Annotated in this window: 25 protein-coding genes; 16 read left to right on the forward strand and 9 right to left on the reverse strand. The window is 67.5% G+C overall.

The window, feature by feature from the left end; translation table 11 throughout:
* Positions 1 to 10: 10 nt before the first annotated feature.
* The 9 genes from JMF86_RS02695 (at position 11) to JMF86_RS02735 (ending at position 9,353) form a co-directional block, all read left to right on the forward strand.
* Complete coding sequence (locus JMF86_RS02695) at positions 11 to 688, forward strand: 2-dehydro-3-deoxy-6-phosphogalactonate aldolase (protein WP_201316693.1); 678 nt, start codon at positions 11 to 13, stop codon at positions 686 to 688.
* On the forward strand, positions 688 to 1,467 hold the full coding sequence (locus JMF86_RS02700; protein ID WP_201316704.1) for an SDR family oxidoreductase: 780 nt from the start codon (positions 688 to 690) through the stop codon (positions 1,465 to 1,467). The genes JMF86_RS02695 and JMF86_RS02700 overlap by 1 nt, the downstream gene beginning before the upstream one ends.
* Before the next feature lie 111 nt (positions 1,468 to 1,578).
* A complete protein-coding gene (locus JMF86_RS02705; protein ID WP_006476957.1) occupies positions 1,579 to 2,574 on the forward strand; it encodes an arabinose ABC transporter substrate-binding protein in 996 nt (331 codons plus the stop codon).
* Positions 2,575 to 2,641: 67 nt separating this feature from the next.
* Positions 2,642 to 4,153 (forward strand): L-arabinose ABC transporter ATP-binding protein AraG, encoded by a 1,512-nt coding sequence (araG, locus tag JMF86_RS02710; RefSeq protein WP_201316694.1) that lies wholly within the window; start codon positions 2,642 to 2,644, stop codon positions 4,151 to 4,153.
* A 78-nt stretch (positions 4,154 to 4,231) separates the two neighbouring features.
* A complete protein-coding gene (araH, locus tag JMF86_RS02715; protein WP_011544547.1) occupies positions 4,232 to 5,248 on the forward strand; it encodes an L-arabinose ABC transporter permease AraH in 1,017 nt (338 codons plus the stop codon).
* A gap of 27 nt (positions 5,249 to 5,275) precedes the next feature.
* Entirely contained in the window at positions 5,276 to 6,091 is an 816-nt protein-coding gene (locus JMF86_RS02720; protein WP_053525679.1) for an SDR family NAD(P)-dependent oxidoreductase, read from the forward strand.
* Positions 6,092 to 6,141: 50 nt separating this feature from the next.
* Positions 6,142 to 7,203 carry an aldose 1-epimerase gene (locus JMF86_RS02725; protein ID WP_201316695.1) on the forward strand — a complete coding sequence of 354 codons (1,062 nt, stop codon included), beginning with the start codon at positions 6,142 to 6,144 and terminating at the stop codon, positions 7,201 to 7,203.
* A 39-nt stretch (positions 7,204 to 7,242) separates the two neighbouring features.
* Positions 7,243 to 8,070: an orotidine-5'-phosphate decarboxylase gene (gene pyrF, locus JMF86_RS02730; protein ID WP_011544549.1), complete on the forward strand. Its 828-nt coding sequence runs from the start codon at positions 7,243 to 7,245 to the stop codon at positions 8,068 to 8,070.
* Positions 8,071 to 8,294: 224 nt separating this feature from the next.
* The gene (locus tag JMF86_RS02735; protein WP_124476077.1) at positions 8,295 to 9,353 is read left to right on the forward strand and encodes a haloacid dehalogenase-like hydrolase; all 1,059 of its coding nucleotides are present in this window, start codon (positions 8,295 to 8,297) and stop codon (positions 9,351 to 9,353) included.
* Positions 9,354 to 9,391: 38 nt separating this feature from the next.
* Here the strand turns inward: JMF86_RS02735 and JMF86_RS02740 are convergent, their stop codons facing one another.
* Genes JMF86_RS02740 through thiL form a run of 3 tightly spaced genes read right to left on the reverse strand, consistent with a single transcriptional unit; the run spans position 9,392 to position 11,457 of the window.
* Positions 9,392 to 9,892: a CinA family protein gene (locus tag JMF86_RS02740; RefSeq protein WP_011544551.1), complete on the reverse strand. Its 501-nt coding sequence runs from the start codon at positions 9,890 to 9,892 to the stop codon at positions 9,392 to 9,394.
* A 31-nt stretch (positions 9,893 to 9,923) separates the two neighbouring features.
* Complete coding sequence (locus JMF86_RS02745) at positions 9,924 to 10,469, reverse strand: phosphatidylglycerophosphatase A (RefSeq protein WP_006476949.1); 546 nt, start codon at positions 10,467 to 10,469, stop codon at positions 9,924 to 9,926.
* Positions 10,459 to 11,457: a thiamine-phosphate kinase gene (gene thiL / locus JMF86_RS02750; RefSeq protein WP_201316696.1), complete on the reverse strand. Its 999-nt coding sequence runs from the start codon at positions 11,455 to 11,457 to the stop codon at positions 10,459 to 10,461. The genes JMF86_RS02745 and thiL overlap by 11 nt, the downstream gene beginning before the upstream one ends.
* A 134-nt stretch (positions 11,458 to 11,591) precedes the next feature.
* On the opposite strand from thiL, the gene JMF86_RS02755 reads away from it, so the two are divergent.
* The 3 genes from JMF86_RS02755 to JMF86_RS02765 all read left to right on the forward strand — a co-directional run bounded on the left by JMF86_RS02755 (position 11,592) and on the right by JMF86_RS02765 (position 15,321).
* Positions 11,592 to 13,934, forward strand: a complete 2,343-nt coding sequence (locus tag JMF86_RS02755) for an NADP-dependent malic enzyme (protein WP_012327882.1) — start codon at positions 11,592 to 11,594, stop codon at positions 13,932 to 13,934.
* Positions 13,935 to 14,309: 375 nt separating this feature from the next.
* On the forward strand, positions 14,310 to 14,741 hold the full coding sequence (locus tag JMF86_RS02760) for a ribonuclease domain-containing protein (protein ID WP_006476946.1): 432 nt from the start codon (positions 14,310 to 14,312) through the stop codon (positions 14,739 to 14,741).
* Between the two features lie 16 nt (positions 14,742 to 14,757).
* On the forward strand, positions 14,758 to 15,321 hold the full coding sequence (locus JMF86_RS02765; protein WP_006476945.1) for a barstar family protein: 564 nt from the start codon (positions 14,758 to 14,760) through the stop codon (positions 15,319 to 15,321).
* A gap of 153 nt (positions 15,322 to 15,474) precedes the next feature.
* On the opposite strand, the gene JMF86_RS02770 is transcribed toward JMF86_RS02765, so the two are convergent.
* The 3 genes from JMF86_RS02770 to speE all read right to left on the reverse strand — a co-directional run bounded on the left by JMF86_RS02770 (position 15,475) and on the right by speE (position 17,622).
* Positions 15,475 to 16,242 (reverse strand): 16S rRNA (uracil(1498)-N(3))-methyltransferase, encoded by a 768-nt coding sequence (locus tag JMF86_RS02770; protein ID WP_201316697.1) that lies wholly within the window; start codon positions 16,240 to 16,242, stop codon positions 15,475 to 15,477.
* A gap of 17 nt (positions 16,243 to 16,259) precedes the next feature.
* Entirely contained in the window at positions 16,260 to 16,676 is a 417-nt protein-coding gene (locus JMF86_RS02775) for a glyoxalase/bleomycin resistance/extradiol dioxygenase family protein (protein ID WP_011544556.1), read from the reverse strand.
* 88 nt (positions 16,677 to 16,764) lie between these two features.
* Positions 16,765 to 17,622: a polyamine aminopropyltransferase gene (speE, locus tag JMF86_RS02780; RefSeq protein ID WP_011544557.1), complete on the reverse strand. Its 858-nt coding sequence runs from the start codon at positions 17,620 to 17,622 to the stop codon at positions 16,765 to 16,767.
* Positions 17,623 to 17,837: 215 nt separating this feature from the next.
* Here speE and tkt point away from each other — a divergent pair, with 215 nt between their 5' ends.
* Both tkt and gap read left to right on the forward strand, forming a co-directional pair.
* The gene (tkt, locus tag JMF86_RS02785; protein ID WP_006485709.1) at positions 17,838 to 19,910 is read left to right on the forward strand and encodes a transketolase; all 2,073 of its coding nucleotides are present in this window, start codon (positions 17,838 to 17,840) and stop codon (positions 19,908 to 19,910) included.
* A gap of 91 nt (positions 19,911 to 20,001) precedes the next feature.
* Entirely contained in the window at positions 20,002 to 21,012 is a 1,011-nt protein-coding gene (gene gap, locus JMF86_RS02790) for a type I glyceraldehyde-3-phosphate dehydrogenase (RefSeq protein WP_201316698.1), read from the forward strand.
* A 246-nt stretch (positions 21,013 to 21,258) separates the two neighbouring features.
* Here gap and JMF86_RS02795 read toward each other — a convergent pair whose 3' ends face one another.
* Both JMF86_RS02795 and JMF86_RS02800 read right to left on the reverse strand, forming a co-directional pair.
* The gene (locus JMF86_RS02795; RefSeq protein WP_201316699.1) at positions 21,259 to 21,948 is read right to left on the reverse strand and encodes a hypothetical protein; all 690 of its coding nucleotides are present in this window, start codon (positions 21,946 to 21,948) and stop codon (positions 21,259 to 21,261) included.
* A 159-nt stretch (positions 21,949 to 22,107) separates the two neighbouring features.
* A complete protein-coding gene (locus JMF86_RS02800) occupies positions 22,108 to 22,998 on the reverse strand; it encodes a LysR family transcriptional regulator (protein WP_175781238.1) in 891 nt (296 codons plus the stop codon).
* 152 nt (positions 22,999 to 23,150) lie between these two features.
* Here JMF86_RS02800 and JMF86_RS02805 point away from each other — a divergent pair, with 152 nt between their 5' ends.
* Both JMF86_RS02805 and JMF86_RS02810 read left to right on the forward strand, forming a co-directional pair.
* Positions 23,151 to 23,924 (forward strand): SDR family NAD(P)-dependent oxidoreductase, encoded by a 774-nt coding sequence (locus JMF86_RS02805; RefSeq protein ID WP_069616843.1) that lies wholly within the window; start codon positions 23,151 to 23,153, stop codon positions 23,922 to 23,924.
* A gap of 13 nt (positions 23,925 to 23,937) precedes the next feature.
* The gene (locus JMF86_RS02810) at positions 23,938 to 24,996 is read left to right on the forward strand and encodes an L-idonate 5-dehydrogenase (RefSeq protein ID WP_201316700.1); all 1,059 of its coding nucleotides are present in this window, start codon (positions 23,938 to 23,940) and stop codon (positions 24,994 to 24,996) included.
* 125 nt (positions 24,997 to 25,121) lie between these two features.
* Here JMF86_RS02810 and JMF86_RS02815 read toward each other — a convergent pair whose 3' ends face one another.
* Positions 25,122 to 26,321, reverse strand: coding sequence for an MFS transporter (locus JMF86_RS02815; RefSeq protein ID WP_201316701.1), 1,200 nt, complete (start codon positions 26,319 to 26,321; stop codon positions 25,122 to 25,124).
* Positions 26,322 to 26,367 lie beyond the last annotated feature (46 nt).

Genomic DNA, 26,367 nt, shown 5'->3' on the forward strand with positions numbered 1-26,367 from the left:
GGAATTCTCGATGCCGTCCGACCTGACATTGCCCGCACCGTACACGCCCCACGCCGCCTTGATGCGTGCGTTCGACGCGTGTCCGCTGATCGCGATCATGCGCGGCATCACGCCCGCCGAAGCGGCCGACCATGGCCGCGCGCTGTACGAAGCCGGCTTCCGGATCGTCGAGGTGCCGCTCAACTCGCCCGATCCGTTCGACAGCATCGCGGCGCTGCGCCGTGCGTTGCCCGACGATGCGATCGTCGGCGCGGGCACGGTGCTGCGCGCCGAGTACGTCGATCGCGTGCAGGACGCGGGCGGCGCGCTGATCGTGATGCCGCACAGCGACGCGGCCGTGATCCGCCGCGCCCGTGAGCGCGGGCTGGCGAGCGCGCCGGGCGTCGCGACACCGACCGAAGCGTTCGCGGCGCTGACGAACGGCGCCGACGTGCTGAAGATGTTCCCGGCCGAGCAGCTCGGCGTGACGGTCGTGAAGGCGTGGCGCGCGGTGGTCGACCGCGCGGTGCCGTTGATCCCGGTCGGCGGCATTTCGCCGGACAACATGCAGCCGTTCCTCGACGCCGGCGCGAACGGCTTCGGGCTCGGCTCGGCGCTGTACCGTCCCGGCCAGTCGGCCGACACGACCGCGGCGCATGCGCGCGCGTTCCAGGCCGGCTTGCGCGTCGCGCGCGGCGGAGCCGCATGATGGGCCGCCTCGCGGGCAAGGTCGCGATGGTGACGGGCGCGGGCCGCGGCATCGGCGCCGCGATCGCGCGTGCGTTCGTGCGCGAAGGCGCGGCCGTCGCGCTCGTCGATCTCGACTTCCCGCAGGCGCAGCAGACGGCTGCCGCGATCGCACACGAATGCGACGGCGCGCGCGTGCTGCCGCTGCAGGCGGATGTTGCGCGGCAGCAGGCGGTGCGCGAGGCGCTCGCGCGGACGGAAGCGACGTTCGGCCCGCTCGACGTGCTCGTGAACAACGCGGGCATCAACGTATTCGCCGATCCGCTGACGATGACCGACGACGACTGGCGGCGCTGCTTCGCGGTCGATCTCGACGGCGTATGGCACGGCTGTCGCGCGGCGCTGGAGGGCATGGTCGAGCGCGGCCGCGGCAGCATCGTGAACATCGCGTCGACGCATGCATTCAGGATCATCCCGGGCTGCTTTCCGTACCCGGTCGCGAAGCACGGCGTGCTCGGTCTCACGCGCGCGCTCGGCATCGAATACGCGGCGCGCAACGTGCGCGTGAACGCGATCGCCCCGGGCTACATCGAGACGCAGCTGACGCGCGACTGGTGGGACGCGCAGCCCGATCCGGCCGCCGCGCGCGCGGAGACGCTCGCGCTGCAGCCGATGAAGCGGATCGGGAAACCGGAGGAGGTCGCGATGACGGCCGTGTTCCTGGCGTCCGACGAGGCGCCGTTCATCAATGCCGCGTGCATCACCGTCGATGGCGGGCGCGCGGCGCTGTATCACGACTGACACGATTGACGTAACGATTCGAAAGACCGCATGTGCGACGGCCGCGCGCACGCTGCGTCGAAACCAACAAGCGGCTGCATCCTGTTCGATGAAAACAAGGAGACACTGGAGATGAAACGCAGAACGTTCGTAACGCTGGCCGCCGCGGCGGCGGTGGTGATGGGCAGCCCGGTCGCGCACGCGGCCGACCCGGTCAAGATCGGCTTCCTGGTGAAGCAGCCTGAAGAACCGTGGTTCCAGGACGAATGGAAATTCGCCGAGATCGCCGCGAAGCAGAAGGGCTTCACGCTCGTGAAGATCGGCGCGCCGTCCGGCGAGAAGGTGATGAGCGCGATCGACAACCTGTCCGCGCAGAAGGCGCAGGGCTTCGTCATCTGCACGCCCGACGTGAAACTCGGGCCGGGCATCGTCGCGAAGGCGAAGTCGCACAACCTGAAGATGATGACGGTCGACGACCGCCTCGTCGACGGCGCGGGCAAGCCGATCGAGTCGGTGCCGCACATGGGGATTTCCGCGTACAACATCGGCAAGCAGGTCGGCGACGGCATCGCGGCCGAGATCAAGAAGCGCGGCTGGGACATGAAGGACGTCGGCGCGATCGACATCACCTACGAGCAGTTGCCGACCGCGCACGACCGCACGAGCGGCGCGACCGACGCGCTGGTCGCCGCGGGCTTCCCGAAGGCGAACGTGATCGCCGCGCCGCAGGCGAAGACCGATACGGAGAACGCGTTCAACGCGGCGAACATCGCGCTCACGAAGAACCCGCAGTTCAAGCACTGGGTCGCGTACGGCCTGAACGACGAGGCCGTGCTCGGCGCGGTGCGCGCGGCGGAAGGGCGCGGCTTCAAGGCCGACAACATGATCGGTATCGGCATCGGCGGTTCCGATTCGGCGTTGAACGAGTTCAAGAAGCCGCAGCCGACGGGCTTCTACGGCACCGTGATCATCAGCCCGAAGCGCCACGGCGAGGAAACTTCGGACCTGATGTACACGTGGATCACGCAGGGCAAGGCGCCGCCGCCGCTGACGCTGACGACGGGCATGCTCGCGACGCGCGACAACGTGGCGAAGGTGCGCGAGGAGATGGGGCTCGCATCGAAGTAAGCGGCCCGCCGGCTGCCGCGGCGATGCGGCGGCCGGCGGTCGATCGATCTGGAAGTGGGGAGACGACGTGTCAGCGGCACTGCGTTTTGACAATATCGGCAAGGTATTTCCCGGCGTGCGCGCACTCGACGGCATTTCGTTCGACGTGCATGCGGGCGAGGTGCATGGCCTGATGGGCGAGAACGGCGCGGGCAAGTCGACGCTGCTGAAGATTCTCGGCGGCGAATACCAGCCCGATGCGGGCAGCGTGCTGGTCGACGGCCGGCCCGTGCAGTTCGCGAATGCGGCCGCGTCGATCGCGGCCGGCATCGCGGTGATTCACCAGGAATTGCAGTACGTGCCCGACCTGACGGTCGCGGAGAACCTGTTGCTCGGCCGCCTGCCGAACGCGTTCGGCTGGGTCAAGAAGCGCGAGGCGAAGCGTTACGTGCGTGAGCGGCTCGCCGAGATGGGCGTCGATCTCGATCCCGACGCGCGGCTCGGGCGGCTGTCGATCGCGCAGCGGCAGATGGTCGAGATCTGCAAGGCGCTGATGCGCAACGCGCGCGTGATCGCGCTCGACGAACCGACGAGCTCGCTGTCGCATCGCGAGACGGAAGTGCTGTTCAAGCTGGTCGACGATCTGCGCGCGCAGGGCCGCGCGCTGATCTACATCTCGCACCGGATGGACGAGATCTATCGGCTGTGCGACGCGTGCACGATCTTTCGCGACGGGCGCAAGATCGCGTCGCACGAAGCGCTGGCCGACGTGCCGCGCGAGCGGCTCGTCGCCGAGATGGTCGGGCGCGAGATCGCGGACATCTACCATTACGCGCCGCGCGCGCTCGGCGACGTGCGGTTCTCCGCCGAAGGCATCGACGGCCCGGCGCTGCGCGAACCGGCGAGCTTCTCGGTGCGCGCGGGCGAGATCGTCGGCTTCTTCGGGCTCGTCGGCGCGGGCCGCAGCGAGCTGATGCGGCTCGTGTACGGCGCGGACCGCCGGCGCGCGGGCACGCTGACGCTCGACGGCAAGCGCATCGACGTGAAGCGCACCGGCGACGCGATCCGCCACGGCATCGTGCTGTGCCCCGAGGACCGCAAGGAAGAAGGGATCATCGCGATCGCGTCGGTCGCCGAGAACATCAACATCAGCTGCCGCCGCCATTCGCTGCGCGCGGGGTTGTTCATCAACGGCAAGACCGAAAGCGAAACGGCCGACCGTTTCATCCAGCGGCTGAAGATCAAGACGCCGAACCGGCGCCAGAAGATCCGCTTCCTGTCGGGCGGCAACCAGCAGAAGGCGATCCTGTCGCGCTGGCTCGCGGAGCCCGACCTGAAGGTCGTGATCCTCGACGAGCCGACGCGCGGGATCGACGTCGGCGCGAAGCACGAGATCTACGACGTGATCTACCGGCTCGCGGAGCGCGGCTGCGCGATCGTGATGGTGTCGTCGGAACTGCCGGAAGTGCTCGGCGTGTCCGACCGCATCGTCGTGATGCGCGAAGGCCGGATCGCCGGCGAGCTGCCGCGCGCCGAGGCGAACGAGCACGCGGTGCTGAACCTCGCGCTGCCGCAGACGAGCGCGGTCGAGGCGGCCTGACGCGGCCGGATACACCCGGAACATTCGAATCGAACACGCGCGGCGCGGGCCGCGCGATGCAGGAGCAGGAGACACACCATGCAAGTCAACGAAAACCTTGCCAGCGCCGCCGGGAAGCCGTCGGCCGACGCGCTGGTTCCGCAGCAGAGCGACCGCCAGAAGTGGTGGCAGCATCTGACCGAATACAGCCTGATCGCGATCTTCGCGGTGATGTTCATCACGATGTCGCTGACCGTCGATCACTTCTTCTCGATCGACAACATGCTCGGCCTCGCGCTGTCGATCTCGCAGATCGGCATGGTCGCGTGCACGATGATGTTCTGCCTGGCGTCGCGCGACTTCGACCTGTCGATCGGCTCGACCGTCGCGTTCTCGGGCGTGCTGTGCGCGATGGTGCTGAATGCGACCGACAACACGTTCGTCGCGATCGTCGCGGCGGTCGCGGCCGGCGCCGCGATCGGCTTCGTGAATGGCGCGGTGATCGCGTACCTGCGCATCAACGCGCTGATCACGACGCTCGCGACGATGGAGATCGTGCGCGGGCTCGGCTTCATCGTGTCGAAGGGGCAGGCGGTCGGCGTGTCGTCGGACACCTTCATCGCGCTCGGCGGGCTGTCGATGTTCGGCGTGTCGCTGCCGATCTGGGTCACGCTGCTGTGCTTCATCGGCTTCGGCGTGCTGCTGAACCAGACCGTGTACGGCCGCAACACGCTCGCGATCGGCGGCAATCCGGAAGCGTCGCGGCTCGCGGGGATCAACGTCGAACGCACGCGCGTGTACATCTTCCTGATCCAGGGTGCGGTCACCGCGCTCGCGGGCGTGATCCTCGCGTCGCGCATCACGTCGGGCCAGCCGAACGCCGCGCAGGGCTTCGAGCTGAACGTGATCTCCGCGTGCGTGCTCGGCGGCGTGTCGCTGATGGGCGGCCGCGCGACGATCTCGGGCGTCGTGATCGGCGTGCTGATCATGGGCACTGTCGAGAACGTGATGAACCTGTTGAACATCGATGCGTTCTACCAGTACCTGGTGCGTGGCGCGATCCTGCTCGCGGCCGTGCTGCTCGACCAGCTGAAGAACCGCGGCGTACGCGACTGACCGACTGTTTCCACGGAGACGACCCGCATGACCATCGATACTTCCGCGCCTGACTCGCAGGCTACGCACGCCGCGAGCGACGCGCGTTTCGCGCGCTACCCGAGCCTCGAGGATCGCGCGGTGCTGATCACGGGCGGCGCGACCGGCATCGGCGCGTCGTTCGTCGAGCACTTCGCCGAACAGGGCGCGCGCGTCGCGTTCGTCGACCTCGATGCGGCGGCCGGCGCCGCGCTCGCGGAACGCCTCGCGCACGTACGCCATGCGCCGCTGTTCCTGTCGTGCGACCTGACCGACGTCGACGCGCTGCGCCATGCGATCGATGCGATCCGCGCGCGCATCGGCGCGATCGCGGTACTCGTGAACAACGCGGCGAACGACGCGCGCCACGCGATCGGCGACGTGACGCCCGCGTCGTTCGACGCGGGCATCGCGGTGAACCTGCGTCACCAGTTCTTCGCCGCACAGGCGGTGATCGACGACATGAAGCGGCAGGGCGGCGGCGCGATCATCAATCTCGGCTCGATCAGCTGGATGCTGAAGAACGGCGGCTATCCGGTCTACGTGATGGCGAAGGCGGCCGTGCAGGGCCTCACGCGCGGCCTCGCGCGCGATCTCGGCCCGTTCGGCATCCGCGTGAATTCGCTGGTGCCCGGCTGGGTGATGACCGACAAGCAGCGCCGGCTGTGGCTCGACGACGCGGGCCGCGCGGCGATCAAGGCCGGCCAGTGCCTCGACGCCGAACTGCTGCCGGCCGACCTCGCCCGGATGGCGCTGTTTCTCGCGGCCGACGACAGCCGGATGATCACCGCGCAGGACGTGATCGTCGATGGCGGCTGGGCCTGACCGTTCGCACCGACCTGCATCGTTTCTTCGACGAAGGAAAGGAGCTCACCATGACCGCCACGTCCTCGCGCGCATCGTCGTCCACCAGCCAGTCGCGCCGCGCGCGCCTGGCCGCCGCCGCCCAGCCGGTCAGCCCCGGCCCGCAGACGGCCGTGTTCGCGCAGGGCGTCGGCGCCGCGCATGCGGCGGCCGTCACGCTGTCGAACGCGTCGCTGCGGCTCGACGTGCTGCCGCACCTCGGCGGCGGCATCGCGCGCTTCGACTGGCGCGGCGAGAACGGCGCGCTGGTGCCGGTGTTTCGCCGTTGCGAGCACCCGGAGACGGCGACGGACCCGAACGAGCTCGCGTGCTATCCGCTGCTGCCGTACTCGAACCGGATCGGCGACGGGCGCTTCGAATGCGACGGGCGCAAGGTCGCGGTGCCGCGCAACCGCCGCGACGAGCCACTGCCGATCCACGGCGACGGCTGGCTCGCGCGGTGGCAGGTGGACGATGCGACCGACACGTCGCTGCAACTGTCGCTCGACCGTGCCGGCGGCACGCCGTATGCGTTCCGCGCGATCCAGTCGTTCGAACTCGATGACGCGACGCTGTCGATCGCGCTGACGATCGAGAACGCGGGACGCACGCGGCTGCCGTTCGGGCTCGGCGTGCATCCGTTCCTCGTGCGTGATGCGGTGACCGAGCTGGCCGCGGCGGCGGGCGGCCTGTGGCTGTCGGGCGCCGATTTCCTGCCGGTGCGGCACGTGAGCGTGCCGCCGGCCTGGCAGTTCGGCGTCGCGTATCCGCTGCCGGCCACGCTCGTCAATCACGCGTTCACCGGCTGGGGCGGCCACGCGACGGTGAGTTGGCCGCGCCGCCGGCTGTTACTGACCGTCGCGGCCGACGCCGACGCGTACGTGCTCTATACGCCGCCGGGCGAGGATTTCTTCTGCTTCGAGCCGGTCGATCATCCGATCAATGCGGTGAACTTGCCGGGCGGCGCGGCCGCGCACGGGATGACGCTGCTCGCGCCCGGCGAGCGGCTCACGCGGCGCTTCGCGTTCACCGTCGAGCGCGCCGATGCGCGCAGCAATGCCACGACCCGCGAGGGAGCCCGGCGACGCGGGTAAAATACGCGGTCTACCAACGGTTTGCCGCGAGTACCCGCCATGTCTTCCCCGCTTACTTTCATTGAATCGCTGCGCGCCGCGTGGCAGCGCACGAATTCGCTGCTGTGCGTCGGCCTCGATCCCGAGCCGTCGCGCTTTCCCGTGCAGTTCGACGGTCAGCCCGACGCGATCTTCGAATTCTGCCGGCAGATCGTCGACGCGACCGCGCCGTACGCGAGCGCGTTCAAGCCGCAGATCGCGTACTTCGCCGCGCATCGCGCGGAAGACCAGCTCGAGCGGCTGATCGCGCACATCCATTTGCAGCATCCGGGCCTGCCGGTGATCCTCGACGCGAAGCGCGGCGACATCGGCAGCACGGCCGAGCAGTACGCGCGCGAAGCGTTCGAGCGCTATCGCGCGGACGCCGTCACGGTGAACCCGTACATGGGCTACGACTCGGTCGAGCCGTACTTCGAGCATGAAGGCAAGGGCGTGATCGTGCTGTGCCGCACGTCGAACCCGGGCGGCTCGGACCTGCAGTTCCTCGACACCAACGGCCGGCCGCTGTACCAGGTCGTCGCCGACCTCGCGGCGAACAAGTGGAACGCGCGGAACGGCCAGCTCGGCCTCGTGGTCGGCGCGACGTTCCCGAAGGAAATCGAGATCGTGCGCGGGATCGTCGGCGACATGCCGCTCTTGATCCCCGGCATCGGCGCGCAGGGCGGCGACGTGCAGGCGACCGTCAACGCAGGCCGCACGGCCGACGGCACCGGGATGATGATCAACTCGTCGCGCGCGATCCTGTACGCGAGCAAGGGCGAGGATTTCGCCGAAGCCGCGGCGCTCGCCGCGCAGAAGACCCGCGACACGATCAACGCGCATCGCTGATCGAATCGCACGACACCGCCCGGCGGGCCCGCCGGGCGGTTGGCGCCGGCCCCGCGCCGAGGGCCGGCGCCGCCTCTCGCATTCCCCCTTCGCTTTCCTCGATTCTCCCTGGCGCACGCGAACAACTTTCCGTCGCTTCCGTATCGCATGGGCGCAATTTATTCGCGCGATGCTGCCGCTTGTCACCGATCCGTCACAAAAATGTCAAGAAAAGGAGCGACGCCATGCCCAAGCTTTCCCGCCGTCTTCTGAGCGCATTCGCCGCGTCGCTGTGCATGACGTTCGCCCATGCGGCGGATCTGTCGCACTGGCCCGCCGACAGCGCGAAGGCGCTGAACGCGATGATCGCCGCGCACGCGAACCGCGGCGACTACGCGGTGTTCGACGCCGACAACACGACCTACCGCTACGACCTCGAGGAATCACTGCTGCCGTACCTCGAGAACCACGGCGTGCTGACGCGCGACTCGCTTGACCCGTCGCTGAAGCTGATCCCGTTCAAGGATTCCGCCGACTACAAGGAATCGCTGACGAGCTATTACTACCGGCTGTGCGAGATCGACGATCTGGTCTGCTATCCGTGGATCGCGCAGGCGTTCGCCGGCCAGTCGCTCGCCGACCTGAAGCGCCACATCGACGCGATGCTCGCCGACGGCAAGCCGATCCCGATCCGCTACTGGCAGGGCGACAAGGTCGTCGACGGTACGGTGAACCCGCCGCGCTTCTTTCGCGGGATGCAGGAGCTGTACAACGCGCTGCGCGAGAACGGTATCGAGGTCTACGTGATGACGGCCGCGCACGAGGAGCTCGCGCGGCTCGTGCTGGCCGACCCGAAGTACGGCTACAACGTGAAGCCGCAGAACGTGATCGGCGTGACGACGCTGCTGCGCAACCCGGCGACCGGCGCGCTGACCACGTCGCGGCTGCAGATCAAGGCCGGCAAGTACGACGAGGCCGCGAACCGCGACCTCGTGATCACGCCGTTCCTGATGAACCCGATGACGTGGTACGAAGGCAAGCTCGGTTCGATCGTCGGCTGGATCGACCAGTGGAAGAAGCCGGTGCTCGTCGCGGGCGACACGCCGACGTCCGACGGCTACATGCTGCTGAACGCGACCGATGTCGCGCGCGGCGGCGTGCGCGTGTGGGTCAACAAGAAGGACAAGCAGATGGCGCAGATCCGCGCGTGGTCGGACGAATCGGCCGCGAAGCAGAAGGCGCTCGGCCTGCCGGTGACGGCGGACAAGAACTGGATCGTCGTGAAGCCCGACGCGATCCAGTAAGGAAGCGAGGGCGGGCGCGACACGTGCGCCCGGCCCGATCAGCCTTCGCGCTCGTCGAGCAGCTTCAGCAGCCCGCGCAGCGCATGCGCGGCTGCCTGCGTGCGGATCTGTTCGCGGTCGCCCTTGAACACCCGCGTCTCGACATCGGTATGCAGCCGGTTGCTCCACGCGAACGACACGGTGCCCACCGGCTTCTTCTCGCTGCCGCCGCCCGGGCCCGCGATGCCGGTGACGGACAGCGCGACCTGCGCGCGGCTGTTGCGCAGCGCGCCTTCGGCCATCGCGCGCGCGACGGGCTCGCTGACGGCGCCGTGCTTGTCGATCAGGTCGGCCGGCACGCCGATCATCTCGATCTTGGCCTGGTTCGAGTACGTGACGAAGCCGCGCTCGAACCACTGGCTGCTGCCGGAAATGTCGGTGATCGCGGTGGCGATCATCCCGCCGGTGCAGGATTCGGCGGTGGCGAGCGTGAGATGCTCGTCACGCAGCTTGTTGCCTGCGCGGATCGCAAGCTGGTGGACGACGGAATCGGTTGGCATGCGCGTCGGGAAACGGGAGTCGGGAAATCGGTCAGCCGACGACGGAGCGCCACAGCGCGATCACGAGCAGCGTCATGAACGCGGCGACCAGATCGTCGACCATGATGCCGAGCCCGCCTTTCAGGCGGCGGTCGAAGTAGCGGATTGGCGGCGGCTTGAGCATGTCGAAGAAGCGGAACGCGACGAACGCCCACAACTGGCCGACGAAGGTCGCGGGCGTGACGAACAGCATCACGAGCCAGATCGCGACGATCTCGTCCCAGACGACGGCGCCCGGATCGGCCACGCCGGCCTTCTTCGCGGTGAAACCGGTCACCCACGTGCCGGCCGCGAAGCCGACGGCGATCAGCGCCCACCATTCGGGCACCGTCAGGTAGCGGTTGAGCACGACGAACGTGAGCCAGCCGAACAGCGAGCCGAACGTGCCGGGCATGATCGGCGCGAGCCCGCTGCCGAAGCCGAGCGACACGAGATGCGCGGGGTGCGACAGCATGAAGCGGGCCGTCACGCGGGTCGGCGCGGGCGGCGCGGCGCCGGGCTCGGCCGCGGCGTGTGCGGGCGTCGGATCAGTCTGCATGGAAGTGGTCGAAGCCGTGCAACGTGAGAGCGAGGGGCGCGCCGGCGGCGTCGCGCCACGCGATGGCGGGGTGCGCCGACGGCGCGGACAACGCGCGTATTGTACCGATTCGCGTGACCCGCACGCCGGCCGCGGCGCCGGCCGCTTCGACCGCCGCGCGGGCCGCCGCCGGCGCGGTGAAGCACAGTTCGTAGTCGTCGCCGCCCGCCAGCGTGCAGCGGCGCTGCACGTCGGCCGGCAGCGTCGCGAGCGCCGCCGAGCGCGGCACCGCGTCGGCGTCGATCTCGGCGCGCACGTTCGAGCGCGTCAGGATGTGCTGGAGGTCACCGGCCAAGCCGTCCGACAGGTCGAGCGCCGCGTGCGCGACGCCCGCGAGCGCCAGGCCGAGCGCGACGCGCGGTTCGGGCCGCTCGAGCGCGCGCCGGAACGCGGCAGCTTCATCCGCACCGGCCGTCCATTCGCCGCGGGCGACGCCGAGGCCCGCGCGCGCATCGCCGAGCGTGCCGGATACCCATACGTCGTCGCCGTCGCGCGCGGCATCGCGCCGCAGCGCCGCGTCGGGCGCGACTTCGCCGAACACGGTCACGCACAGGTTCAGCGGCCCGCTCGTCGTGTCGCCGCCGATCAGTTCGCAGCCGTATCGCTCGGCCAGCGCGAACAGCCCGTTGCTGAATGCCTCGAGCCATGCGGCGTCGGCGCGCGGCAGCGCGCACGCGAGCGTGAACGCGCGCGGCTCGGCGCCCATCGCCGCGAGGTCTGACAGGTTGACCGCGAGCGTCTTGTGGCCAAGCGCATCGGGCGCGACATCGGGGAAGAAATGACGGCCTTCCACCAGCATGTCCGTCGAAATGGCCAGCAATTTCCCGGATCGGGGTGCAATCAGTGCGCAATCGTCGCCGATGCCGAGCGTCGACGCGCGGGCGCCCAGCGCGGCGCGGCGCGTGAAGAAGCGTTCGATCAGCGAAAACTCGGAGAGGGCGGCTGGCACGGCGGGCGATCCGAAACGGTTGAAGGAACGGCATTGTACGAGGCGGGCGACGGCGCTCCTGTACCGTCCAGTTCATTTTTGTCGCGACTGTTGCACCCGAATCGCCGGTCTGGCGGCCGATGATTGGCGCTACAATGCCGTCGAACAGTTATTCTAATCCGCCCGTCTCGAGACACATGTCCACCCAAGCCTCCTCCAAAGCCAAGCTCCGCGAAGCCGCGCTCGACTATCACGAATTTCCGACTCCCGGCAAAATCGCGATCGCCCCGACCAAGCAGATGATCAACCAGCGCGATCTCGCGCTCGCGTATTCGCCGGGTGTGGCGTACGCGTGCGAGGAGATCGTCGAGAACCCGCTGAACGCCGCGCGCTTCACCGCGCGCAGCAACCTGGTCGGCGTCGTGACGAACGGCACGGCGGTGCTCGGTCTCGGCAACATCGGCCCGCTCGCGTCGAAGCCGGTGATGGAAGGCAAGGCCGTGCTGTTCAAGAAGTTCGCGGGCATCGACGTGTTCGACATCGAACTGAACGAATCGGACCCGCACAAGCTCGTCGACGTGATTGCCGCGCTGGAGCCGACCTTCGGGGGGATCAACCTCGAAGACATCAAGGCGCCGGACTGCTTCATCGTCGAGCGCGAAGCCCGCAAGCGGATGAAGATCCCGGTGTTCCACGACGACCAGCACGGCACCGCGATCGTCGTGGCCGCGGCCGTCACGAACGGCCTGAAGGTCGTCAACAAGGACATCAAGAAGGTCAAGCTCGTCGCGTCGGGCGCCGGCGCGGCCGCGCTCGCGTGTCTCGACCTGCTGGTCGACATCGGCCTGCCGCTCGAGAACATCACGGTGACCGACCTGGCCGGCGTGGTCTACAAGGGCCGCACCGAGCTGATGGACCCGGACAAGGAGCGTTTCGCGCGCGAAACCGACGCCCGCACGCTGGCCGAAGTGATCGACGGCGCGGACATCTTCCTCGGCCTGTCGGCCGCCGGCGTGCTGAAGCAGGAGATGGTGAAGGGCATGGCCGAGCGCCCGCTGATCCTCGCGCTCGCGAATCCGACGCCGGAAATCCTGCCGGAGCTCGCGCTCGAAGTGCGCCCGGACGCCGTGCTCGCCACCGGCCGCACCGATTACCCGAACCAGGTCAACAACGTCCTGTGCTTCCCGTTCATCTTCCGCGGCGCGCTCGACGTCGGCGCGACGACGATCACGCGTGAAATGGAGATCGCGGCCGTCAATGCGATCGCCGAGCTCGCGCAGCACGAGCAGAGCGACATCGTCGCGACCGCGTACGGCATCCAGGATCTGTCGTTCGGGCCCGAATACCTGATTCCGAAGCCGTTCGATCCGCGCCTGATCGTGAAGATCGCGCCGGCCGTCGCGCAGGCCGCGATGGACGGCGGCGTCGCGACGCGCCCGATCGAGGACATGGAAGCGTACCGCGTCCACCTGCAGCAATTCGTGTATCACAGCGGCACGACGATGAAGCCGATCTTCCAGATCGCGCGCGCCGCGCCGGAAGAGAAGAAGCGCGTCGTGTTCGCGGAAGGCGAAGAAGAGCGCGTGTTGCGTGCCGTTCAGATCATCGTCGACGAAAAACTCGCGAAGCCGATCCTGATCGGCCGCCCGTCGGTGATCGAGCACCGTATCCAGCGCTACGGCCTGCGCCTCACGCCGGGCACCGATTTCACGGTCGTCAACACCGAGCACGACGAGCGTTATCGCGACTTCTGGCAGACGTACCACAAGATGATGGCGCGCAAGGGCATCAGCGAGCAGCTCGCGCGCGTCGAAATGCGCCGCCGCACGACGCTGATCGGCTCGATGCTGGTGAAGAAGGGCGAAGCGGACGGGATGATCTGCGGCACGATCAGCACCACGCACCGCCACCTGCACTTCATCGACCAGGTGATCGGCAAGCGTCCGGGCTGCAGCGTGTACGCGGCGATGAACGGCCTCGTGCTGCCGGGCCGCCAGATTTTCCTCGTGGATACGCACGTGAACGTCGATCCGACCCCGGAAGAGCTGGCCGAGATCACGATCATGGCCGCGGAAGAAGTGCGCCGGTTCGGCATCGAGCCGAAGGTCGCGCTGCTGTCGCACTCGAATTTCGGCACGAGCAATGCACCTTCGGCGAAGAAGATGCGCGATACGCTCGCGATCCTGCAGGAAACCGCGCCGGAACTGAAGGTCGACGGCGAAATGCACGGCGACGTCGCGCTCGACGCGGCGCTGCGCAAGGAAATCCTGCCGGAATCGACGCTGGAAGGCGACGCGAACCTGCTGATCCTGCCGAACATCGACGCCGCCAACATCGCGTACAACCTGCTGAAGACGGCCGCCGGCAACAACATCGCGATCGGGCCGATCCTGTTGGGCGCCGCGGAGCCGGTGCACGTGCTGACCGAATCGGCGACCGTTCGTCGCATCGTCAACATGGCGGCGCTGCTGGTGGCCGACGTGAACGCCGCGCGCTGAGCCAAAACGAACGCGCCAGCCGGTCGAACGGCTCGGCGCGCGCGGGAAAATTGTAAACAAAAGCAAAAAGAGGCGTGCCCGCAATGGGCACGCCGCCGGGCAGGGCGCACACGCGCTTCCCGCAAAGCAACAGCAGCATCTCTCCACTCCAGGCAGCGAGCGAGGCAAGGAGGCAGTTCTTGCCAACCGAGAGGTGCCGCACGCATTTTATCTTATGTAAGATAAATGTAGTGTGATTTCGGTAAGAAATACGGTATCCGGTGCATCACGAGGCTTTCGATTCCCAAACGGACATTGATTCGCGCGGCCAATAACGCTACGCTAACGCCTTTGTTGGTCGTCAACTACTTGATTTAACAGCGGGAACCCTGGTTCATGGCACGCAAGTGGCTCCGCAACGGCGCGCTCGCGTCCGTCTTCGCGATGTTCGCGATGGGTATCGTCGGCACGCCGACGGGCAGTCTGGTTTCCGCCGCTTACGCACGGGAGGCCGTTCCGGCCGACGTGGCTGCCAGCGGGCTCGATACGATCCCGACTGCCAGTCTTCCGCGCGAGGCCGTGACCACGCTGGGCCTGATCGGCGCCGGCGGCCCCTATCCGTACGAGAAAGACGGCGTCGTATTCGGCAATCGCGAGCGAATCCTGCCGAAGGCGAAGCGCGGCTACTACCATGAGTACACGGTGCCGACGCCGCGTGCGCGCAATCGCGGCGCGCGCCGGATCGTCTGTGGCGGGCCGTTGCGCCGGATCGACAACTGTTATTACACGGGCGACCACTACAACAGTTTTAAACGTATTGTTGAATGACTTCGGGACGAATGGCATGAGCGACTCCATCTACGCGCACGATACGGCGGCGGCGGAACTGTTCGCGGCCGGCGACGGCAATCTGTTTCAGCGTGTGATTCAGCTGCACGCGGCGGCGCAGGCCGGCGGCACGCCGGAGCAACAGGAAGCCGAGCCCGGGCTTTCATCGAACGAGGAGCCTATGAGCCTTTTCACGACCGTGCGACCCAATCTCGTGCAGTCGATCCGCGCGTTCCGCGTGCAGGATCTCGCCGACGAAGCCGGTCGGCTCGGCCAGCATTTCCTGTATGCGTATTGCGGCGCCGCCCAGTCGAAGCAGGAAGTGATGGAAACGATCGCGACCTCGTTCCTGTTTCCGAAGCATTTCGGGAAGAACTATGACGCGCTGTACGACTGCCTCACCGACCTCGTCGCGAAGGCGGGCGCGCAGCCCGGTTTCGTGATCGTCCTCGAAGGGCTGCCGATCGCGCAGAAATTCGACAAGGAAGGGCGCGAAACGCTGCTCGACGTGTTCCGCGAGGCGGCCGAATTCTGGGCCGAGCGCAAGGTCGCGTTCCGGGTGTTCTACTCGTTCGCGTAAGCGCATCGGCCCGCGTGGCCGATTCGCCGAACGACCGGTCAAAAGCCCGCTTCGAGCGGGCTTTTTTGTGTCTGCGATTCGCGCTCGGCTGCATGGCGTGGCGCGCGAAGCAGGTGCGGGGTCGAGCCGTTGAACGCGGCGCGCCGACGCGCTTTACCACCCGCCCCAGCGCGCCGCCAGCGCCGCGAGCACGGCCGCGCCGGCGGTTTCGGTGCGCAGCACGCGCGGCCCGAGCGACAGCGCGGTGAACCCGCGTGCGCGGGCCGCATGTTCCTCGTCGGGCGACAGCCCGCCTTCGGGGCCGATCAGCAGCGTGACGGTAGCCGCGGGCGGCGCGTCGGGCAGCGACGCGAACGGGCTGCTCGCCCGCGGCGACAGCAGTAGCCGCAGCTCGCCGTCGGCCGGCGCGGCCGGCAGCGCGTCGAGCCACGCGTTGAAGCCGGCGACCGGCGCGACGTCGGGCACGCGGTTGCGTCCGCACTGCTCGCACGACGCGCGCACGACGCCGCGCCAGTGCGCGACGCGCTTGTCCGCCCGCTCGCCGGACAGCTTCACGACGCCGCGCGCGGTCGACAGCGGCACGACCGCCGCGACGCCGAGCTCGACGGCTTTCTCGATCACCCAGTCCATCTTGTCGCCGCCGGCGATCCCCTGCGCGAGCGTCACGCGATAGGGCGGCTCGGCCTCGGCGGGCTCGAACGTATCGACCTGCACGAGCGCGCTTCGCTTGTCGACTTCGACGAGCCGTGCGCGGTACTGGCCGCCCGTGCCGTCGAACAGCGCGAGCACGTCGCCGGGCTGCAGGCGCAGCACCTGCACGTGGCGCGCGACGTCGGCCGGCAACGCGAGCGTGGCGTCGGCGCGCAGCGCGGCGTCGACGAAAAAGCGCGGCACGGCCGCGGTGGTGGTGGTTTCGTTCATGCGTGTGGCGGTTGCGGTCATGCGTCGAGACGGCACCCGAGCGCCCAGCGGTAACCGTCGAGATCCTCGATCTGCGCGAACCGGTCGCCCCAGAACTGATCCTGCGGCGCACTCAGCGATTTCGCGCCCGCGTCGAGCGCGCGCTGCCAGGTAGCGTCGACGTCGTCGACATACAGATAGAACGATTGCGGCGCGGTGGCGTTCGCGCGCTTCGGCGTGAGCGCGGGCGAGCCGAACGCGCCTTCGGGCGCGAACATCACGATCAACTGGCCGCGATAGGCCATCTCGACGTGCATGATCACGCCGTCCTCGTCGTGCACGTCGCGCAGCGTGAAGCCGAATGCGGCCTGGAAGAAGTCGATGGCCGCGCGCGCGTTGCGTACGGCCAGGTAGGGCGTCAACCAAGGCACGTTGGCCGGACGTGGATCGGTCATGAAAATCTCCTGTTGCACGGTGTCGGCGCTTCTCGCGCCTGCGCCGGTCTCATGCTGGAACAACGGAACGTTGCGACCGTCCGGCTGTTCAGCGGCGAACGCCCAGTGTATCGCGCAGCGCGCGCGGCAGGGCAAAGAGGGACGCATGCAGCCGCGCATCGTAGTAGCGCAGGCCGTCGACGCGGCGGGCCGCGAGCCGTGCGTCGACGTCGTGCGCGAACAGCGCGGCCGCGTCGAGCGTGTCGCTCGCGATCGCCATCAGCCACTGCGAGCCGTACAGCGGCACGTGCGCGGACAGCGGATCGACGACCGCGAAGCTCGCGCGCAGGTCGTCGAGCAGCGCGGCGATGCGCGCGGCATGGAACACCGGCGAGCCCAGATGCATCGAGATCGCGCCGCAGCGCGTGAGGATTCGCTTGAGCCGCGCGTAGAACGCGCGCGTATAGAGGCCGGCCGCCGGCGAATCGGGCGGCGTGAGGTCGAACACGACGAGATCGAAATGTTCGATCGTCGAATCGACGAAGTGCGCGGCGTCGCCGATCACGACCTCGACGCGCGGGTCGTCGAGCGCGCCCTGGTGCACGTCGTCGAGATAGCGGCGCGCCATCCCGACCACCTCGTCGTCGAGTTCGGCGATCACGATCCGCTCGATGCACGCGTGCTTGAGCAGCTGGCGCGCCGCGCCGCCGTCGCCGCCGCCGAGCACGAGCGCCTTCCTCGGCGCCGGATGCGCGAGCGCGGCCGGGTGCGTCATGCACTCGTGATAGACGAATTCGTCGCCGACCGACGTCATCGGCCGGCCGTCCAGCGTGAACAGCCGGCCGAGCTGCGGGGTTTCCCAGACTTCGATCTGCTGGTGCGGGGACGCGACGTGCGCGAGCCGCCGCGCGTTCGGGAAGCCGTAGGTGGCGTCGGGCGTCGGGTGAAAGAGAAGGGTGGTGCTCACGAGCGGGCCGCTGGGGCAGGCAGTTCCGACGCCTGAATTATAGGAGGCAGGCGGTTTGGCGGAAAACCGTGCCGGAACACTACGCGCCGACAAGGGAAATGTCAGCCCATCTGTTAAAATGACGAGCTTTGCAGCCCCGTCCGTTGGCTCCGTCCGCTTCGCGTCCGTCAGGCGCCGCACCGCGCGCCGGGAACGATTGACGCTCGAGCTTCCGGATGCCGCCGTGCCCCCGTTTCCTCGACTCGTTCTCCGGACTCGACATGACGACTTCGTCTCCCGCCTCCACCACCCTGATGGCCAACGCGATCCGTGCGCTCGCGATGGACGCCGTCCAGCAAGCGAACTCCGGCCACCCCGGCATGCCGATGGGCATGGCCGAAATCGGCGTCGCACTCTGGTCGCGCCACCTGAAGCACAACCCGACGAATCCGCACTGGGCCGATCGCGACCGTTTCGTGCTGTCGAACGGCCATGGCTCGATGCTGCTGTACTCGCTGCTGCACCTGACCGGCTACGACCTGCCGATCGAAGAGCTGAAGAATTTCCGCCAGCTGCACTCGAAGACGCCGGGCCACCCGGAATACGGGATCACGCCGGGCGTCGAGACGACCACCGGCCCGCTCGGCCAGGGTCTCGCGAACGCGGTCGGCATGGCGCTCGGCGAAGCGCTGATGGCCGACGAATTCAACCGTGACGGCGCGAAGATCGTCGATCACCACACGTACGTGTTCCTCGGCGACGGCTGCCTGATGGAAGGCATCTCGCACGAAGCCTGCTCGCTCGCGGGCACGCTGAAGCTGAACAAGCTGATCGCGCTGTACGACGACAACGGCATCTCGATCGACGGCGACGTCGTCAACTGGTTCCACGACGACACGCCGAAGCGCTTCGAAGCGTACGGCTGGAACGTGATCCCGAACGTGAACGGCCACGACGTCGACGCGGTCGACGCGGCCATCGCGAAGGCGAAGCTGTCGGACAAGCCGACGCTGATCTGCTGCAAGACGGTGATCGGCAAGGGCGCGGCCACCAAGGCCGGCGGCCACGACGTGCACGGCGCGGCGCTCGGCGCGGAAGAAATCGCGAAGACGCGCGAAGCGCTCGGCTGGAAGTGGGAGCCGTTCGTGATTCCGCAGGAAGTCTACGCGGCCTGGGACGCGAAGGAAGCCGGCAAGCGCGCCGAGTCGGAGTGGGACGCGACGTTCGCCGCCTATCGCGCGAAGTTCCCGGCAGAAGCCGCCGAATTCGAGCGCCGGATGGCCAACAAGCTGCCGGCCGACTGGGCCGAGAAGGCTGCGGCGATCATCGCCGGTGCGAACGAGCGCGCCGAGACGGTCGCGACCCGCAAGGCGTCGCAGCAGGCGATCGAGGGCCTCGCCGCCGCGCTGCCGGAGCTGCTCGGCGGCTCGGCCGACCTGACCGGCTCGAACCTGACCAACTGGAAGGCGTCGAAGGCGGTGCGCGCGAATCCGGAAGGCGCGGGCGTGCTGCTCGGCAACCACATCAACTACGGCGTGCGCGAATTCGGCATGAGCGCGGCGATCAACGGCCTCGCGCTGCACGGCGGCCACAAGCCGTTCGGCGGCACGTTCCTGACGTTCTCCGACTACAGCCGCAACGCGCTGCGCGTGGCCGCGCTGATGAAGGTGCCGTCGATCTTCGTGTTCACGCACGATTCGATCGGCCTCGGCGAAGACGGCCCGACGCACCAGTCGATCGAGCACGTGTCGAGCCTGCGCCTGATCCCGAACCACGACGTCTGGCGTCCGGCCGACACGGTCGAGACGGCCGTCGCGTGGACCCACGCGGTCGCCGCCGACCGTCCGTCGAGCCTGATCTTCAGCCGCCAGAACCTCGCGTTCAACCCGCGTACCGATGCGCAGATCGCCAACATCGAGAAGGGCGGTTACGTGCTGAAGGACTGGGACGAGGAAATCGTCGCACGCAAGATCATCCTGATCGCGACGGGCTCGGAAGTCGAACTCGCGATGAAGGCCGTCGAGCCGCTCGCGCAGCAGGGCATCGCGGCGCGCGTCGTGTCGATGCCGTCGACCAACGTGTTCGACCGCCAGGACGCCGAATACCGCGAACGCGTGCTGCCGCACGGCGTGCGCCGCGTCGCGATCGAAGCGGGCGTGACGAGCTTCTGGCACAAGTACGTCGGCCTCGAAGGCGGCGTCGTCGGGATCGACACGTTCGGCGAGTCGGCGCCGGCCGGCGTGCTGTTCAAGTACTTCGGCTTCACCGTCGAGCACGTCGTCGAGACGGCCAAGGCCGTGCTGGCCTAAATAAAAGCATACGCGGCGCGCGCCACCCGTTGCGCGCGTCGCACCGTGAAGCTGCACGAAACGAATTTTTTCAGCCATCAGGAGATAGACCATGACGATTCGCGTCGCAATCAACGGCTACGGCCGTATCGGCCGCAACACGCTGCGCGCGTTCTATGAAAACGGCAAGAAGCACGATCTCGAGATCGTCGCGATCAACGACCTGGGCGATGCGAAGACCAACGCGCACCTGACCCAGTACGACACCGCGCACGGCAAGTTCCCGGGCGAAGTGTCGGTCGACGGCGACTACCTCGTCGTGAACGGCGACAAGATCCGCGTGCTGGCGAACCGCAACCCGGCCGAACTGCCGTGGGGCGAGCTGGGCGTCGACGTCGTGATGGAATGCACGGGCTTCTTCACGACGAAGGAAAAGGCGGGCGCGCACCTGAAGGGCGGCGCGAAGAAGGTGATCATCTCGGCGCCGGGCGGCAAGGACGTCGACGCGACGATCGTCTACGGCGTGAACCACGACGTGCTGAAGGCCGAGCACACGGTCATCTCGAACGCATCGTGCACGACGAACTGCCTCGCGCCGCTCGTCAAGCCGCTGAACGACAAGATCGGCCTCGAAACCGGCCTGATGACGACGATCCACGCGTACACGAACGACCAGGTGCTGACGGACGTCTATCACGAAGACCTGCGCCGCGCGCGTTCGGCCACGCACAGCCAGATCCCGACGAAGACGGGTGCCGCATCGGCCGTCGGCCTCGTGCTGCCGGAACTGAACGGCAAGCTCGACGGTTACGCGATCCGCGTCCCGACGATCAACGTGTCGATCGTCGACCTGTCGTTCATCGCGAAGCGCGACACGACGGTCGAGGAAGTCAACGCGATCATGAAGGAAGCATCGGAAGGCGCGCTGAAGGGCATCCTCGGCTACAACGACGCACCGCTGGTGTCGATCGACTTCAACCACAACCCGGCTTCGTCGACGTTCGACGCGACGCTGACCAAGGTGTCGGGCCGCCTCGTGAAGGTATCGAGCTGGTACGACAACGAGTGGGGTTTCTCGAACCGCATGCTGGATACGGCAATCGCATTCGCGAACGCGAAGTAATCCCGCACGTCGCGCGGCCGCGGCAACGCGGCCGGCGTGGCGAACGAACCCGGCCCGGGGTTTCCCGGCCGGGTTTTTTATTGCCCGGCGTAAATTCTCGGAGAGCAAGGGGTGGGTTGTCCGCGTTCGGTCAAAAATTGATGGTGGTCGTCTAGAAGAACGAACATTTGACGCCAAGGTGACCGGCGCACGGGAGTTGGGCGTAGGTCTGCCGGTAACCATCCGCATCGATTGAAAAGCTAGGCGTTAGATAGCTTCCTTGCCTTCGTTTTCCGAGACATTATGCTTGCGCGAGTTTTGTACGATTCGCTGAATGAGTGAATTGAAACCAATGACCAGCTGCCCCAAGCTGTGATTGTGAATGGTTATGGACTTTGAATAGTCGTTTCGATGGGCATAGATAGCAAGTACTGTCGGACCATCGGCGCCCCAGGCGCGTGCTTCGGGCAGTAGATAGCTGTGCTTATACGAATTCGATAACTCTATGAGGATCTCCGCGATTTCTTCGTTCGGTTGAATGTACTCACGGATAATTTCAGCGCCAAACGCGGTCGGGCTGCCGGAACGAAATAGCATCCCATATCCGTCAACCTCAATGCGCCGAGTTTTTGCTACTTCTTCCGACCGAGATCTGCAGTAAAGCGACATGACAAGATCGTCGATTACCCGCCGCATGGACAGGAGCACCGCTTCGACCGTGAAAAAGTATTTAAATATGTCCTTGGCTTGATAGGCATCGGTTGCCGTATCAACTAACATGGCCAGATGTCGAAGGCGATTCTCGATTTCGACTGCAACCAGCACGCCGTTGATTAAGCCAGGGATGCTAGGGGGATGAGGAAGTTGGAACGTACTGTACTGTTCAACTAAATACGGTAACTGGGATTTGGAACCCGAATAAAAATTTCGTTCTCTGATGTTTTCGTTGGTTGCCATGTTAGGTCTATGGTTTTTTCGAGTGAGATTGCCGTACCGATACCGAAGGAAGTTCATATGCGCCCTAGCCGTTTTCGTGCGTAGGCGAAACTTGTGCTTACTTGGACGATTGATGTGCCTCGTTGTGCGACATCTACGGAAATTTGCGCACGCTCTTTTTTATGGCTGAGAATCGGCCGTCACGTGCTCGACCGCATCGACGAACGCGCGCTTCAGCGGGCTGTCGAGATCGGTCCACGCGAGCCCGATGCCGCTGCGGTGACCGGCCAGGTCGAGCGGTCGCGCGAGCACGTTCGGCGGCAGCGCGTTGGCCGCCTGCGCCGGAATCAGCCCGATCCCCATCCCCGCCGCGACGAGCGCGAGCATCGTCGTGAATTCGCCGAATTCCTGCGCGATCTCGAGCGTCGTGCCCGCGCGGCTCAGCGCGAGCAGCATGTCGTCGTGAAAGCCGGGCGCGTAGCGGCGCGCGAGCACGAACGCGGGGTGGTCGCGCAACGCGGCCGGCGCGATCGTATCGTACGCGGCGAGCGGATGGTCCAGCGGCAGTGCGACGACGAAGCCTTCCTCGAGCACCACCCGCGTGTCGATGCCCGCATACGCGGCCGGCAGCCGGATCATCCCGAAATCGATCCGCCGGTCGCGCAGCGCGGCGATCTGGTCGGGCGTCGGCATGTCCTTCAGTTCGAGCACGATCAGCGGATAGCGCTCGCGCATCGTGCGCAGCACGGCCGGCAGCAGCGTGGGCAACACCGACGATACGAACGCGATCCGCAGCGTGCCGATTTCGCCGCGGCTCGACAGCCGCGCCAACTGCTCCGCGCGCGCGGCCTGCTGCAGCGTCGCGCGCGCTTCCGGCAGGAACACGCGCCCGGTGTCGCTCAGTTCGACCTTGTGCCGGTCGCGCTCGAACAGGCGTGCGCCGAGTTCCGCCTCGAGCGCCTTGATCTGCATGCTCAGCGCGGGCTGCACGATGCACAGGCGCTGCGCGGCGCGCCCGAAATGCAGTTCTTCCGCGAGCGTGACGAAGGCGCGCAATTGCTTGAGTTCCATGTGGCGGCGGGCGAGAGAGAGCGGTAATCAATTTTCATGATAACCGGATCAAAAAAGACCATTGGCGCGGGCCGGGCCGACGGCCGAAGATAGCGTGAACGCGAGACCGGCCGCGACAAGGCAGCCGGCTCGACTGGCACGAGGAGACCTCCATGACCCATGCGCTTGACCGATTCCGCCTCGACGGCCGCCGCGCGCTGATTACCGGTTCCGGCCGCGGGATCGGGCTGACGCTCGCCCGCGGGCTCGCGGAAGCGGGCGCGGCGATCGTCATCAACGATCGCAATGAAGAGAAGGCCGCGACGCTCGCGCGCCAGTTCCGCGACGAAGGCTTCGCGGCCGACCATGCGGTGTTCGACGTGGCCGAGCACGCGCAGGTACGTGCGGCGGTCGACGATTTCGAGGCGCGCGTCGGCGCGATCGACATCCTTGTGAACAACGCGGGCATCCAGCGCCGCGCGCCGCTCGACGCTTTCGACCCGGACGACTGGCATGCACTGATGCGCGTGAATCTCGACGGCGTGTTCAACGTCGCGCAGGCCGTCGCGCGGCACATGATCGCGCGCGGCCGCGGCAAGATCATCAACATCTGCTCGGTGCAGAGCGAACTCGCGCGGCCGACGATCGCGCCGTATGCGGCGACCAAGGGCGCGGTGCGGATGCTGACCAAAGGGATGTGCGCCGACTGGGCGCGCCACGGCATCCAGGCGAACGGCCTCGCGCCCGGCTATTTCGAAACCGAACTGAATCGCGCGCTGGTCGACGACGCGGCGTTTTCGGACTGGCTGTGCAAGCGCACGCCGGCCGGTCGTTGGGGGCAGGTCGACGAGCTGTGCGGCGCGGCGATCTTCCTCGCGTCGGCCGCGTCCGATTTCGTAAACGGCCAGACGCTGTTCGTCGACGGCGGGCTGACCAGTGCCGTCTAACCAGGAGCGCGTCATGCGGTTGCGTTGCATGTGTGTGGTGATCCACGGGCCGAACGACCTGCGGGTCGAGGAGCAGGACGCGGGCGAGATCGGCCCGGGCCAGGTGCGCGTCGACGTCGCGATGGGCGGCATCTGCGGCTCCGACCTGCATTATTTCCGGCATGGCGGCTTCGGCGCGATCCGCCTGCAGCAGCCGATGGTGCTCGGCCACGAGGTCGCCGGCACGGTCGCGGAAGTGGCGCCGGACGTGACGTCGGTGAAGGTCGGCGATCGCGTCGCGGTCAATCCGAGCCGGCCGTGCGGCGCGTGCCGCTACTGTCTCGAAGGGCTGCCGAACCAGTGTCTCGACATGCGCTTCTACGGCAGCGCGATGCGGATGCCGCACGTGCAGGGCGCGTTCCGCAACGCGCTCGTGTGCGACGCGGTGCAGTGCGTGAAGGTCGCCGATCACGTGCCGCTGTCGCTCGCGGCGCTCGCCGAGCCGTTCGCGGTCGGGCTGCATGCGGTGTCGCGCGCGGGCCCGCTGATCGGCAAGCGCGTGCTCGTGTCGGGGTGCGGGCCGATCGGCGTGCTGGCGGTCGCGGCGGCGCGCGTGCACGGTGCCGCGGAGATCGTCGCGACCGACGTCGTCGAGGCGCCGCTGGAAGTGGCGAGCGCGCTCGGCGCGGACCGCACGATCAATGTGGCGGCCGATGCCGGCTGGGTCGAGCGCTACGGCGCCGACAAGGGCACGTTCGACGTGATGATCGAGTGTTCGGGCAATGCGCGCGCGCTGCGCGACGGGCTGGACGTGATGCGTCCGCGCGGCGTCGTCGTGCAGCTCGGGCTGGGCGGCGACGTGAGCCTGCCGCAGAACGTGGTGGTCGCGAAGGAACTGTCGATCTGCGGCTCGTTCCGGTTCCACGCGGAATTCGCGCTCGCGGTGCAGTTGATCAACGCGGGGCGCGTCGACCTGCGGCCGGCCGTCACGCGCGTGTTCCCGATGCGCGACGCGAACCTCGCATTCGAACTGGCGGGCGACCGTCAGCGTGCGATGAAGGTGCTGATCGATTTCGCGAACGAGGCCGCGTGACGGTGCGGCGCTAGCGCGTCGCGACGGCGGCGGCGCCCCCGGCAAAAAGGCACGCCCGCGATGCGCGGCGCGTGCCTTTTTCGTCGTGCGGCGCAAACGGATCGCCGGATTGCCGGTCTACCGCCTCACTGCGTGACTTGCCGCGAGCCGACGCGCTGCGATGCGAGCCACAGCGCGATCAGCACGCCCGATAGCGCCGCACCCGCGATACACACGCCGCGCCAGCCGTCGAGGCCGTACGCGACGCTCGCCGCGAACGAGCCGAGCGCGCCGCCGATGAAGTAGCTCGTCAGGTAGATCGTCGTCACGCGGCTGCGCGCCTGGCCGGCGAGCGCATAGATCACGCTCTGGTTCGAGATGTGCATGCCCTGCACGCCGACGTCGAGCAGCAGGATGCCGGCGATCAGCGCCGCGAGCGAATGCGCGCCGGTCGCGAACAGCGCGAACGAGCAGAGCACGGCCGCCGCGAACAGGCCGGTGGCCGCATTGCCGTGGCCGCGATCGACGAGCCGGCCGGCCGACGTCGCCGCGAGCGCGCCCACCGCGCCGACGATGCCGAACAGGCCGATCTGTCCTTCGGAGTAGCTGTACGGCGGCTGGCTCAGCAGGAACGTGAGGCCGGTCCACAACAGGCTGAAGCACGCGAACACGAGCGCGCCGTAGGTCGAGCGCAGCGCGATCAGCGGCTGCGCGCGCACCAGCGCGACGAGCGACGTCATCAGCGCCGGATAGTCGACGCGCGCGTCGCGGCGATCCTTCGGCAGCTTCACGGCGAGCACGACGGTCAGCGCGAGCACCATCGCCGCGGCGATGCCGTACACCGCGCGCCAGCCGAACCCGTCGGCGATCGCGCCGGCCGCGACACGCGCGAGCAGGATGCCGAGCAGGAGGCCGCTCATCACGGTGCCGACCGCGCGGCCGCGCGAGCGCGCGTCGGCGAGCGACGCCGCGAACGGCACGAGCAGCTGCGTCGAACAGGTGACGAAGCCGACCGCGACGTTCGCGACGACGAACATCGTGAAGTTCGTGCTGAACGTCACGGCGACCAGCGCGACGACGTTGAGCATCAGCAGCCGCACGATCAGCGTATGGCGGTTGACCGCATCGCCGAGCGGGACGATCAGCAGCAGGCTGGCCGCATAGCCGAGCTGCGTCAGCGTGACGAGATAACCGAGTTCGGTCGGCGCCCGCCCGAAGCTGTGCGCGATCGCGGCGAGCAGCGGCTGCGCGTAGTAGATGTTGCCGATGACGATGCCGCATGCGCACGCGAACAGCAGCGTCATGCCGCGGGTGAGGGGAGGGTGGTTGTCGTGATGCGGTTCCATGGTCGCGAAAAACGGCGGCGCCGACCGGCGGCACGGGGCCGTCGGC

Origin of the sequence: Burkholderia sp. E168m15 (assembly GCF_016586105.1) — a bacterium.
GTDB classification, from domain to species: Bacteria; Pseudomonadota; Gammaproteobacteria; order Burkholderiales; family Burkholderiaceae; genus Burkholderia; species Burkholderia orbicola.